This is a genomic window from Facklamia sp. P12937, assembly GCF_050409505.1.
GTDB lineage: Bacteria > Bacillota > Bacilli > Lactobacillales > Aerococcaceae > Facklamia.
Genome location: NZ_JBNUPI010000003.1, coordinates 83,041 through 95,428 on the forward strand (window position 1 = coordinate 83,041; position 12,388 = coordinate 95,428).

Here is a 12,388-nt window from a genome sequence, read left to right on the forward strand (position 1 = left end):
ACTATCTTTTTATCTGTAAAAAAATATTTGAGAAATTGACAGAGATTACTTATGATAGTCATTAAAGACTGATAATTGATTAATTTTTAGAAAGGGTTTTATTATGCTAACTAACCACTGTGCACGTCATGTATTAGAAGAAATCATTGCTCTATTTCCAGATGCTAAAGCAGAATTAAATTTCTCAAACCGCTATCAATTATTAGTAGCTGTATTATTGAGTGCTCAAACAACCGATGTAGCGGTTAATAAAGTGACGCCTGCCTTATTTGCCGCCTACCCTAGTCCTAAAGAACTTGCAAAAGCGAGCCCGCAAGAGATAATGCCTTATTTAAAAACAATCGGCTTGTATCGCAACAAGGCAAAATATCTCCACAAATGTGCCAATCAATTAATGGAACGCCATCAAGGTGAAATTCCTGGTAATCGTAAAGATCTTGAAGCCCTGGCCGGAGTTGGTCGTAAAACAACCAACGTGGTCTTGAGTGTCGGCTTTGGAATTCCTGCCTTTGCAGTGGATACGCATATCCATCGTATCTGCCTCCATCATCAGATTGTTGATCCTGGTGCGAGTGTTCGTCAAGTTGAAAATCGTGTAATGGAGGTCTTGGATAAAGACCAATGGACTCAAGCCCATCAATCTTTAATCCTATTCGGTAGGAGAATTTGTCATCCGCGCAATCCAGAGTGCCATAACTATCCTCAACTCTTTACTTGTCAAGAGGAGGAGTAGACCCTAGATTTGCACGATTTAGAACGCTAAGTTGTGGTGTTTTTTGGTCGAGGCGACCTTGCATTCTTTTAAAGATAGGATCAAGCATTTTAATCGTTGCCACTGCATAATCGCTTTTGTTTATCATGACACAATCTGAGCGAGCTCCCTCAGTGACATCTGTTACTTCAGAGCGACTCGGCACACCGGTTTTAATTAATTTATCGAAGACTTCTGTGCCCCAAACGACGGGGGCATCAGCTGCTTCAGCCATCCACATGATTGGCTGTGGAAGTTCGGCTAAGCGAATATAAACTCTTTCAACAGCTAAATCGCCACGCGCGATCATTAAAGCGAAAGGCTGCTAGCTCGCAGTTGTAAGATAATTTCAGCTAGCTTCGTAATGGCTTGGACGGTTTCTATTTTAACCATAATTGGCATATAACTCGCAGCCTTACCTAATTCAATTTGAAGTTGTTTTTGAATTTCTTTAATATCCTGAGCAGTTCTAATGCATGAGCAAGCAATTACATCGGCACATTGACAAGCAAAAGCGATACCTTGCTTGTCTTTTTAATTTAAAATATCTGTTTCAAAAATTGTTTGAGGAAAGTGAAGTCCCTTTTTCAGCTTTTTGGCGCTTGGATCTTCTCTTTACTTTTTTATCCCTAATACAGCATACTTATCATTTGCTTTACTCACTTTTGTAGTAATTACCCCATCATCAATTAAAACCGAATCTCCAATTTTTAAAGCAGAATAAATCGTCGGAATTTGACTTGCTCATATAAAAAGATCCATTCTACAATTAATCATTTGGCTAAGAGACGCCGATTGGCTTCAATCATAGTAAATCTCCAATTATAAAATTGTTTTAATGATTGGACTCTGCTTGGTGATTTATCTGAGCTTGGGTGAGATTGACATTTTTTCCTTTTTGAAAGCCGTCTTGATAGGCATGGTTAGATCGCGAAAAGGAAGGTTGATTAAATGTGAGTGAACCCGTTATTTCTCGGTTAAATTTTTCTTTGACAGCTTCTGGCGTTTGAATAATCAGGGCATACTTTTCATTTTCATTCATCATGGCTTGACGTTGGATATCAAACTTTTCCTTAAGTCCGTCCATAAATCCTTGATAATAGGATTTTCTCAACTGAGATAGAGGATTGCTGCTTAAATCTTCTTCACTTAATTCAGCTAGATGAATTTTAGAATAATACTTCATTGTATCCGCTGCTAAATTAAACATTTGAAAAGCAAGATCCACATCTTCTGGAAAACCCATTAAAACAATTTTGCGTTGAACCGAATGCTGATGAGGTAATCGGTTACTTTGGATATAAAACATGCAACGAAAATTATCGGCGATAATCCTAACTAAAACTTTTTCCCACCAATACAAGCGTTTATAGACTGATAAGGAGCGTAAAATGATTTCTGGACTTTTTTTATCAGAAACTTCTTGCTGAGAGATTTTATGTTTTAACATCAGTTTTTGAGCCATCAGCAAAGCAGTTTGGCTCTCTTCATCATTTCCGCCATCTTCAGCTAAAGTCAATAAATTTCGGATCTTAGCTAAAATCTTTTGATTAGTCTCAGACATCTCTACTTCCCTCCTTTTCTAACTATTTTAGACTATTTATAATTTTTTGCATCTTTAAGGGCAATGGACATTCAAAATGTAAGGGCTCATCTGTAACAGGATGTAATAAATCAATGGCCTTTGCATGTAATAGTTGCCCGTCTTTTTGATTAGCTAATTCCCCCGGTAAATTTTGAAGATTTCTGCGATAAAGTGGATCGGCTATAATTGGATGACCTATAGCTTCCATATGGATGCGAATTTGGTGAGTCCGACCAGTCTGTAACTTTAATTGCATTAATGTGGCGTATTGAAAACGTTCCAGCACTTGAAAATCAGTAATAGCTTCTTTACCCGAGGGATCCACATGCCATCTTAAGCGATTGGATGGGTCACGTTTAACAGGCATTTCAATATGTCCGGAGTCGCTTTCAACTTGCCCATTAACTAAAGCGACATAAGTCCTCCCCATGGTGTGATCCACCAATTGTTGACTTAAGTGACGATGGGCTTGATCATTTTTTGCTACTACTAATAAACCAGAGGTATCTTTATCAATTCGATGAACAATTCCTGGTCGGTAAGATTGAAAGCCTTGGGATAGCGCTTTTCCTAAATAATGATAGAGGCCATTCACTAGAGTTCCGTTAGTGTGTCCTTTAGCAGGATGGACAACCATCCCAGCTGGTTTATTAACAAGCAAAAAACTGTCATCTTCAAAGATAATCTCTAACTCCATCACTTCAGCAATCAACTCGAATTCTTCAGGGCTGGCTTCTTTTTCAGGAAAATCAATCGTAATCATCTCATCCCCTTTTAAAATGGCGTTAGCTTTTAAAAATTGATTGTTAACTTTTACTCTTTTTTCTTTAATTAATTTTTGTAATTGCGATCTACTAAAATTTGGATAATAATTAGTCAAAACTTTATCTAAACGGTCTTGATCTGCTTCATTATTAGAGAGCTTTAATGCTTCTGTCAAATTAAATCACTTCCTTCTTCGGTCCATATAACCATTATAATCAATAAAATAACGCCTAGAGTAAGCGCCACATCTGCCAAATTAAAAATTGGAAAATCAAACAGACGAATCTGTAACATATCTACTACATAGCCTCTCACTAAACGATCAATTAAGTTGCCAACTGCCCCTCCTAATAAAAGTGCATAAGCAAGTTTAGTCCAAGGGCTATGGTAGCGATTTTTCCAAATTAAATAAACTAAATAGAAAATCACTAAAAAAGTTACCCCTATTAAGAAAAAACGTTGGCCGGCAAATAAGCCCCAACCCGCTCCTGTATTATGAATATAGTTTAACTGAAAAAAATCAGGAATAATTTCTAGCGTTTGATTTAGCGTTAAATGATTTTGGGTCCATATTTTTAAAGCTTGATCCAGTATTACGATTATAGCCGTTATGATAAAAGTGGTCGTCATTTAATCCTCCTTGTCCAAATTAATTCTAATTTGTTATAATATTTGTGTTTACAATACCTATTATTATATACTAGATGTATTAAAAAGTTCAATTTAGATAAACTATAAATGAATGACAAGGAGAAACGATGAAAACAAAAAAAATATTAATCCTCCTAAGCCTATCTATTCTCATTATTGCTTGTGGAAACTCATTAGAAAGAGCTAAACGAACTGTTGGTCTCATCCAAGACAATGTTACTCTAATTATTGGAAATATTAGTGAAATTCAAAACCGTGAATTGGATCTTCAACAAGATTTTGAAGCGACCATTAATTTAAGTGAAGATTTATCCGGCTTTGGACAGAGTGATAATCCTCTTAACAAAAACATCGCAAAGCGCAAAGATTTATTAGCTGAAATGGAAGAAAGCCGTCAGCAATTACTTGAATTATGCCAAGAGCTTAAAGACATACCAGAAAACGATCAACTTCCCAAAGATCAAATAACAAAAGTTATTGAATATACGACCAATCTATGTGATAAAACAGATATCTATATTTCTAATTATCTTGAAAACATTGAAATAGAAGATCAGTCTTATCAATCTATCACTAGTGAAGAAATTGATCATGAGAGTTTCTTCGCTGTTTTTGATAATGTTAATCTTTTATATACGGAAAATAATATGAACTTAGATCAAATTCTCGAATACTTTGAACCTTTAAATACACTCTTAGTTAATTTAAAAGTCTACCTTGTTAATCTTACAGGCAAATAATTAGAAAGCGGTGATTTAAATGAATAAAAAACGCATTTTACAATTGACTTTACTTTCCTTTTTAATGCTTTTGCTAGTAGCATGTAAACCAAAAGTAGAAGATAAAAAAGAAGCCAAAAAAGTCCAACTTCCAGAAGTAGTCTTAGCCTATTCAGATGAAGAAGTAGTGGCATTCAACAACCGCATTAATCAAGGAGAAAATAATACTTATGAGGGCTTATCGCCTCACAATAATCCTATTCTTACCGCACCTGAGAAACTACCTTCTGTCCTCTTTTATGATTCAGGCATCGATATTACCTATCCTGAAGAAGGTGTTAAAGGCATTTATCTTGCTCCTTCTGTTTTTTCTGATCCTGAACGACTAAACTACCTATTAGATTATGTTGAAACCACCGCCTTAAATGCAGTGGTTATTGATTTTAAGGATGATGAGGGGGTTATTCAAACAAAATTAGAAACAGACAATCCTTTAGTTAATCAAAATTCTTATAACAATGTAGATATTAAAGAACTTTTGAAAGAATTAGAAAAACGTCAAATTTATCCAATCGCTCGCATTGTAACTTTCAAAGATCGACTAGTGGCTGAAGCCAAACCTGAATATTCCTTTAAAGATAGTGAAACAGGAGAAATTTGGCAGGATGGTAATGGTGCTAAATTTATTAATCCATTCCTTCCAGAAATTTGGGACTACAACATTACTATTGCTATCGAAGCTGCTAAATTAGGTTTTAAAGATATTCAATTTGACTATGTTCGTTTCCCTGAAGGTTTCCAAACTTTCTCAGATCAACTAGATTATAATATTGGTAACTATCAAACCTATGTAACCGATGACCCTGAAAAATTTGGACAAGAAAGGGTTTATGCCATTAATGATTTCTTAGAAGAAGCCAATGATAAATTAGCCCCATATGGCGCAGATGTTTCAGCTGATATCTTTGGATATACTGCAATTGCTGGGGACGCTCCTGATGTACGTGGAATCGGTCAAAATTTTGAACAAATTGCTGAAAGAGTCGATACGATTTCTTCTATGATCTACCCTTCTCACTGGGGTTTAGGATTTTTTGGTATACCGGCTCCTGACTTAGAACCTTATAACTTAGTTGATCAATATATGTATTCTGAAAACCTCATCCTAAAAAATATTACCAATGCGGCAAATAGTCGTCCATGGTTACAAGACTTTACTGACTGGAATCTGGCACCTGGTACCTATCAAGAATATGGACCTCTTCAAGTTCAACAACAAATTGTTGCTTTGGAAGAAAATGGAATTACTGAATTTCTTCTTTGGAATCCATCTGGTATCTTTAACGAAGGCGTAGATTACGCTCCTGAGTCTTCAGGTAATGAATACTATTACTAAACCATACAAAAAAGAAGCTGGATATTCAGCTTCTTTTATTTTATTATTTATCAACTTTTAGAGGACGTATCATGCGACCTTGCAGGTCGTATATGTAATCTTGAACTTTTTTACCGTCTCCCATAGCCTCGACTAAACGGTCGCGATAAGGCTCGGCTAATTCATCAAATAAAACTTGCTCATCTTCTAATAAATATTTCTTCCTTAAGGATTCAATTTCTCCTTGACTCCTTAATTTTACTTTCAATGAAGGAAGTTCCTCATCCATCTCCCTTTCAACAATACGATAATAATAATTATTATCCCCGTAAGTGATTTCTAAAGCTCCTGAATTGGTTCGTCTTTCCACAACATCTTTGTAATTATCTTTTTGTAATTCCCACCAAGCTTTTATCCCTCTGAGAGCTTCTGACTCTGTAGCGTAAGATCCATGTTCTTTCACAACATTATCACGACGATTCATCCAATAATTGGTATAAACTTTATGACTCATCTGATCATCCTTTCTAACTTAATTGACACTTTCATTATAACTATAAAGGTAAACGCTTTCAATGATTTTTGATTTTAAGCTCAAATATTTATTATAGAATATCAAAAGGAGGTGTCTTATGCCACTTATAAGCATCAAGGATGCTTGACCTTGTGATATTGACGATATTCAAACAATTTATAAGACTTTATTCAAAACAGTCAGCTAACTTTGGAAAGTCCTGTTCCTTCTAACCAAAAATTTGAAGAAAAAGTCACTCGCTATCAAGAAAGTCATGCCGTTCTTCTAATTCTTATGGATCAAGAGATAATTGGCTTCGCCTATGCCGCCTCGCAGAGCATATCAATATTCAGCAAATATTGCTATGTATTTATTAGCAGAGCATGATGAATGGACACTTAAAAATTTACTCTATCAAAAACTAGAAAGTCGATTAAAAGCCAAAGAAATCATCAACTTGCTTACATGTCTACCGATTCATCAACAAAACCAGATCGATTTTTAAAAACCTAAAGTTTCATAATCAGAGGAAATTTTCCTAAATTTGAACGCAAATTCGATCAAATTGGGGAATGGGTTTGGCTAAGTAAAGAATTATGATTTAAAAAGCTCGATAAGGACACTTAAATCCGTACCGAGCTTTTTGACTTAATATTTAGTAACTTTCTTTCCACGATAATCAAAGCGGTAATACCCTCGTTCTATTAATTGATCAGCGTATTTTTCCTCTAGATGCAAAATATAGATATTATCGTCCAATGTTGGATCGATAGTTAATTGATAATCTACAGCAGAGAAAAATTTATCTTCATCAATGAGACGTTGAATCATCACTTCAAAAGCACGTTTTACAAATCGATCTTGAATTTCATTGTTTTTAAATTGAAAAATAGAATAAGTTTTAGCTGGTGGTAATTGAGTATAGGCTTGTTCAAAACTTTCACTGGATTCAATTTTTTCTATCGTTTCGATAGTTGTTGAGATTCTGATTTGATCAGATTCTTGAGATGAAGTAGAACTTTCTTCAACCGTTGTTTGACTAGTTTGGTCAGGCTTGGTCTTAGTGCTTGACTCAGTTATTTCTGTTGTTGAAAGTGCTAAGGAATCAGATGATTCCTTAGCAACTTGAGATTGTATTCCAAAACTTTGACCTGCTTCTTGAATAGAGTCACTTTTTAGCCGTAACAACATGGTAGCTGAGAATAGAATAATCATAATGAAAAACCAGACAATTGGACTTTTAGGAGTTTTTACTTGTTTTTGTTTGTCTTGCAATGTTACTCTCCTCTGTTAACTAAGCTAGTATGCTCTAGCAAAATCAATAATCTCTTCTACTTTCATAGAAGAATCGCAAACTGTTTCTGTACGATTCGAATCAGCATAAACTAATCCAGGAACTGTGACAACGTTATATTTTTCACGGAACATTTGTGTTCCTTCTAGGTCATTTTGAGTTTGTGAATGTAAGAAATAAACATTTAAATCACTTGTAATCGCAGCTTCCGCTAACTTACTAACAAACAAACGGCAATATGGGCAAGTCTCACGACCTACAAAAATAAGATTCCCTTCTTTTGCTTCTATTAATTCAAAAGCTTCATGACTATCTATTTGCTTAAAGTGCTTAACTGCTTCATTAAAATCATTTATATCCATATAAAACGCCCCTTTCGATTAGGTTTATTATATCGAAAGTTTTTAAATAGTGAAACTAAAATAGATCCTCCTCATTGAAAAGATGATCTTGTATTCGCTTTTTATGCTGAAGCTGTTTAAAGTAGCGGTTAATTAATAAGGCGATTAAGCCAATTATCAATAGAGACCATGCGATATTGAGATAGAACTTTTGCTCACCAGTAGTTGGTAAAAGTTGTGATTTTTTATCATTTGATTGCGTCTTGTCTTTGATATTTTTATCTTTATCAGAGGGTTTAGCTAAATTACTGGCTTTTTTGCCTTTAGTCTTATTGGCTAGTTTGTCTTTTAAGAAGGCTAAATTATCCTGTTTATCCGTTTCATTTGCTATTTGCTTATCTTCTAGTTTGAGTAACCCTCTATCATTTAGGTTCTTTTTGACCTGATCTACTGGCTGATCATGCTTTACATCTTCTTTAGCCATATCTGCTGATTCATTATTAGGCGTTTGAGTTTGAAGTAAGTCTTTTGCCTGATATTCTAATAAATAGCCCGAATCAGCCCCTAAATTAGCTGACCAAGTCTGATTATTCTCATTATATAAAACTAATTTCATTTGATAACGGTCATGAAGTGTTTTAATTTGTTGGATGTTTTCATCACTAATTAATTGATGCTGGTTAAGATAATTTGCAAGATAATGCTTAAGATTTTCAAATAATTCACTATTAATTAGATAAAAGTAATGTAATTGGCTTTCTTTTAGATTTAATAAATTACTATAAACAGTGTGATAAACTTCAGCCTTATTATTTATATAATAATTATTCAAGGCTTGGTAAGCCATCACTTCGATATCAAATAAGCTCAATTCTTTTGCATATTGGTAAGAGGTAAAAGTAAAATCATCTAATACAATCACTTCCTTGTCAGTAAGCTTATTATTTAGTTCTTCAACAGTCATCTTTTTATTAAAAAGATCATAAATTTGTTGAAAAGTAACTTTAGCATAGGCTTTGGGGACAATCTTTTGTAAATAATTATCGATTGAGACGATTAAAGTCGCTAGATCAGAAGCGTCTAATTGCATATTTTCTTGATTGATAAGGTAAGCAGTTGTTGAATAAGGATAAAGCTGGCATTGACTAAGTTGGGCCATTGTTTCCTTACTACTTTGAATTTGATCCCCTAAAGTTTCGTTATCATAGAGTAATTGTTGGTATTCTGCTTCTAATTCGGCTTGTTCACTAATATATTGATCCAAAATTTGATTCAACTCTTCAATGTAAGCTTGCCATTCTATAACTGTTTCATCTTGACTGATTAAGGCTAATTGCTCTTGAGCAGATAGGGAAACAAAATCTTGCTGCTCAATTGATAAATTTTGGTAAAGAGTTTCAATGACCTCTTCCAATGCAAGATTTGCCTCGTTCAAGGAATTGCTAGGCCCTTCTTGAATAGAAATAATTTCTTGGTTCAAAATTTGATAGCGTTCATTAATGGCTGTCATGCGCACTTGATTGGCTTCAAATTGATTTTGTAACTCTTTATCTGAGATTATTTCTTGACTATTTGAAGAAGTCAGTGGTGTCTCTCTTAAAAGTATTTGACAAGCTTCTAAAGATACCATATTTTTATCGGTTTGGCTTTTGAGATAAGTCATTTCACCTTTTTGAGCATGAACATTCGGTAAACTAAAACTTTGAGTAAAGAGCATTAAAACAACTATTATCCTTTTCATAATTCACCCAATCCTCTATTTTGTAAGTAACTAGTTGTAAATACAGAATAGAGAGTAAAAAGATGCTATCCTTTATAGAGTTAATCTAAATAAGGTACAAAATCAAGGTCTTTTTCATAGTCAGTGAATCGTTGCTCTACTTCTTCATATAAACGATCACCGTTCCACAGACCAAAGTCTTGAGCCTTTGCTAATGGAATTACTTGATAAAAAGACCATTCTGGATAGCCAACATTATAAGTTGGCATCAATCGCATAGAATCTAAAGTAACTTTTCCATCAACATCCATCTTAAAGGTATACTCTCCAATTCCACCGACTTTTTCATATGCTCTTACTTGGCCGGACAAAAAATTACCATGAGAATACCAAGCACCTTGATGATCGTTAAAACGTTTCATGGGTTGCATAATGTGAGAATGTCCTCCTAGAACAAAGTTTGCTCCTGCATCAATAGCCAATTGAGTTAATCTAATTTGAGAATCAACTGGTAAAAAAGCATCTTCGCCAAATTGATAAATAACGATAGCTACATCACATTGTCTTTTTAAATGTTGAATTTCTAATGGGATAAGTTCTTCATCAATCAGAGTCACTAAGTATCTTTCATCTTGAGGAATTGGGTTACCATTCGTACCATAAGTATAATTTAAAAATCCTACTCGAATGCCATTTTTTTCAATGATCCGTAGACGGTTGTAATCGTCCCAAGATGAATAGGATCCGACATATTCCATTTTCTTATTTTTAAGAATTTCTAATGAAAGATGCGCCCCCTTAGCTCCGAAATCCATGGTATGGTTAGTGGCGGTTGAAACAATATTTACATCCATCGCTAATAGACTATCGACAATTTGATCTGGAACATTGAAGAAAGGATAAGAAGATACTCCCATTTGATTTCCGGCCACCAAGGTCTCCATATTGGCTGTCGTGATATCAGCATTAGCGACATATTTTGCCACTTCTTTAAACATTGGATCAAATTGATAACTCGTTGAACCAGTTTGGGCACTCCAATAAACACTATCATGTAATAAAATATCGCCAATTGATCGAATGGTTACATATTTTACTTTAGTATCTTCTTTGACTGCTTGAGTTTCTTCAGCCCTAACCTCTTCTTCTGCATAAACTCTCGTAAAAAATGGCTTAGAAATAAAGAGAATCATCCCAAAGAAGTTAATAGCGAACACATACTTCAAAATTCGATTTATTCTTTTCATCACATTACCTACTTTATCTGAAATTTTAAATATATTATAACAAACAAAACCTTCTTACTCTAGCTTCATTGAATTAAAAGAACTTATTTAAATATAAGTTAATTTAGATAATTTTTAGAACAATTTTAACTTCTAAAGATTAATAGTGCTTTTATCCTAATTAAGATATAATAGACATAAGAAGCAGAAAGGAGTTTACCATGTATAAGCAATCGACCAAGAACGCCACTTCGAAATATTTTACCTCCGTCAAGACTAACCACCAACAAATTAAACCCTTTAATCGTTTAGTAACCATTAAAAGGGATCGATCACAAGCTCTACTACGTTTTAATAAGCCAGTTATCCTAACTGAACATAAAGGATTAGCTCTATTAGTGATGACGGATACTCCAGATAAAAAAGAATCCTTTCAATTTTTTATCTTACAAAATGCGGTTCAGCTTAATGCGGGTGTATACTTTAATACCCTCTCTCTAACTGCAGAATGTAAACTTTATTTGGAACCCAGCCAAAATGAAGAACCACAAATTATTACTTTAAAAGAAGCTATAAAGGTAGAAAAAGAAATAAAACGCCTTAAAATTGAAAATGTCTTCGGTCTTGATTACCAAGTCTACTCAAGCGGTGAACGGATACTCAACCATCCACAAAATTACTATGAGTTAATTATCGTCGATCAAGGACAAGCTTCGATAGAAGTAAGCTATAATAAGCAGATTCTTTTATCAAAAAATTCCGCCTGGTTAATTTTTCCAGGACAAAAAAATCAAATTGCCTTTAAAGAAGAAGGGATGACTACACTGATTTCCATTTTATTTTCTGGTCAAGGCTTAGCCGAATCGATCGCTCAAAGGCCAATTCATCTTGGTCATCGTCAAATTCAACTTGTAAGTCGCTTGGTCAATTTAGCGGCTATTTCTGAGGATAAATGTCCTTTCTATTATGATGAAATGGTCACAAGTCTCCAATTAATACTTACGCAAATTCACAACGGTGAGAATAAAACAGAAACTGAAAGGTCTACCTCCATGCGAGAAAATTATGAAAATGACTTGTTCCAATCAATCATTGATTTTCTCCAAGAGAATGTCGGTCAGCTTCATCAAGTAAATGATCTGGTAGAAGTCTTCAATATTTCTCGCTCCAGCCTCCAAAGCTTATTTAATAAATATACAGGACAAACCCCTAAACAATACATTAACAGCTTACGTTTAAAACAAAGTAAGCTATTAATTCATGAATCTAAAATGACTCTTTCTGAAATCGCTAATGAATTAGGATATGGTTCCATCCAATATTTTTCAAGAGCTTTTTCGAAAGAATTTGGTATTAGTCCTTCTAACTATGCCAAATCAATAGTGAAATAATTCATTTCTATGTAAAGAAATCACTTCAATAGGCCCTTACTAGCTTAAAGGGCCTA

Annotated in this window: 14 protein-coding genes and 1 pseudogene; 5 read left to right on the forward strand and 10 right to left on the reverse strand. The window is 34.3% G+C overall.

What is annotated here, in order from left to right; genetic code table 11:
• Positions 1 to 100 precede the first annotated feature (100 nt).
• On the forward strand, positions 101 to 733 hold the full coding sequence (nth, locus tag ACQV2R_RS01905) for an endonuclease III (protein WP_428875221.1): 633 nt from the start codon (positions 101 to 103) through the stop codon (positions 731 to 733).
• Here the strand turns inward: nth and ACQV2R_RS01910 are convergent.
• From ACQV2R_RS01910 to lspA, 5 genes and pseudogenes are all read right to left on the reverse strand, one after another.
• Positions 711 to 1,061 (reverse strand): pyruvate kinase, encoded by a 351-nt coding sequence (locus ACQV2R_RS01910; RefSeq protein ID WP_428891749.1) that lies wholly within the window; start codon positions 1,059 to 1,061, stop codon positions 711 to 713. The two genes, nth and ACQV2R_RS01910, sit on opposite strands and share 23 nt — an antisense overlap.
• Positions 1,061 to 1,273 (reverse strand): annotated as a pseudogene (locus tag ACQV2R_RS01915) (hypothetical protein); the annotation flags it as partial. The pseudogene ACQV2R_RS01915 and the gene ACQV2R_RS01910, both read right to left, overlap by 1 nt.
• A 313-nt stretch (positions 1,274 to 1,586) precedes the next feature.
• Complete coding sequence (locus ACQV2R_RS01920) at positions 1,587 to 2,315, reverse strand: DUF2786 domain-containing protein (protein ID WP_428873387.1); 729 nt, start codon at positions 2,313 to 2,315, stop codon at positions 1,587 to 1,589.
• Between the two features lie 22 nt (positions 2,316 to 2,337).
• Positions 2,338 to 3,276, reverse strand: coding sequence for an RluA family pseudouridine synthase (locus tag ACQV2R_RS01925; RefSeq protein ID WP_428875189.1), 939 nt, complete (start codon positions 3,274 to 3,276; stop codon positions 2,338 to 2,340).
• Positions 3,273 to 3,731 (reverse strand): signal peptidase II, encoded by a 459-nt coding sequence (gene lspA, locus ACQV2R_RS01930; RefSeq protein WP_428875190.1) that lies wholly within the window; start codon positions 3,729 to 3,731, stop codon positions 3,273 to 3,275. The genes ACQV2R_RS01925 and lspA overlap by 4 nt, the downstream gene beginning before the upstream one ends.
• Before the next feature lie 128 nt (positions 3,732 to 3,859).
• Here lspA and ACQV2R_RS01935 point away from each other — a divergent pair, with 128 nt between their 5' ends.
• Positions 3,860 to 4,492, forward strand: coding sequence for a YkyA family protein (locus tag ACQV2R_RS01935; RefSeq protein WP_428873392.1), 633 nt, complete (start codon positions 3,860 to 3,862; stop codon positions 4,490 to 4,492).
• 19 nt (positions 4,493 to 4,511) lie between these two features.
• Positions 4,512 to 5,867 carry a putative glycoside hydrolase gene (locus tag ACQV2R_RS01940; RefSeq protein ID WP_428873393.1) on the forward strand — a complete coding sequence of 452 codons (1,356 nt, stop codon included), beginning with the start codon at positions 4,512 to 4,514 and terminating at the stop codon, positions 5,865 to 5,867.
• A 43-nt stretch (positions 5,868 to 5,910) separates the two neighbouring features.
• Here the strand turns inward: ACQV2R_RS01940 and ACQV2R_RS01945 are convergent, their stop codons facing one another.
• Positions 5,911 to 6,360 carry a hypothetical protein gene (locus ACQV2R_RS01945; protein ID WP_428873394.1) on the reverse strand — a complete coding sequence of 150 codons (450 nt, stop codon included), beginning with the start codon at positions 6,358 to 6,360 and terminating at the stop codon, positions 5,911 to 5,913.
• 364 nt (positions 6,361 to 6,724) lie between these two features.
• On the opposite strand from ACQV2R_RS01945, the gene ACQV2R_RS01950 reads away from it, so the two are divergent.
• Positions 6,725 to 6,865 carry a hypothetical protein gene (locus ACQV2R_RS01950; protein WP_428891750.1) on the forward strand — a complete coding sequence of 47 codons (141 nt, stop codon included), beginning with the start codon at positions 6,725 to 6,727 and terminating at the stop codon, positions 6,863 to 6,865.
• 143 nt (positions 6,866 to 7,008) lie between these two features.
• Here ACQV2R_RS01950 and ACQV2R_RS01955 read toward each other — a convergent pair whose 3' ends face one another.
• From ACQV2R_RS01955 to ACQV2R_RS01970, 4 genes are all read right to left on the reverse strand, one after another.
• Positions 7,009 to 7,635, reverse strand: a complete 627-nt coding sequence (locus ACQV2R_RS01955; protein WP_428881777.1) for a hypothetical protein — start codon at positions 7,633 to 7,635, stop codon at positions 7,009 to 7,011.
• A gap of 24 nt (positions 7,636 to 7,659) precedes the next feature.
• Positions 7,660 to 8,016: a thiol reductase thioredoxin gene (locus tag ACQV2R_RS01960; RefSeq protein WP_428873397.1), complete on the reverse strand. Its 357-nt coding sequence runs from the start codon at positions 8,014 to 8,016 to the stop codon at positions 7,660 to 7,662.
• A gap of 55 nt (positions 8,017 to 8,071) precedes the next feature.
• Positions 8,072 to 9,736 carry an LPXTG cell wall anchor domain-containing protein gene (locus tag ACQV2R_RS01965; RefSeq protein WP_428891751.1) on the reverse strand — a complete coding sequence of 555 codons (1,665 nt, stop codon included), beginning with the start codon at positions 9,734 to 9,736 and terminating at the stop codon, positions 8,072 to 8,074.
• 80 nt (positions 9,737 to 9,816) lie between these two features.
• Positions 9,817 to 10,962, reverse strand: coding sequence for a CapA family protein (locus tag ACQV2R_RS01970; protein ID WP_428891752.1), 1,146 nt, complete (start codon positions 10,960 to 10,962; stop codon positions 9,817 to 9,819).
• Positions 10,963 to 11,162: 200 nt separating this feature from the next.
• On the opposite strand from ACQV2R_RS01970, the gene ACQV2R_RS01975 reads away from it, so the two are divergent.
• Positions 11,163 to 12,332 (forward strand): helix-turn-helix domain-containing protein, encoded by a 1,170-nt coding sequence (locus ACQV2R_RS01975; RefSeq protein WP_428873400.1) that lies wholly within the window; start codon positions 11,163 to 11,165, stop codon positions 12,330 to 12,332.
• The last annotated feature ends 56 nt before the right edge of the window (positions 12,333 to 12,388 follow it).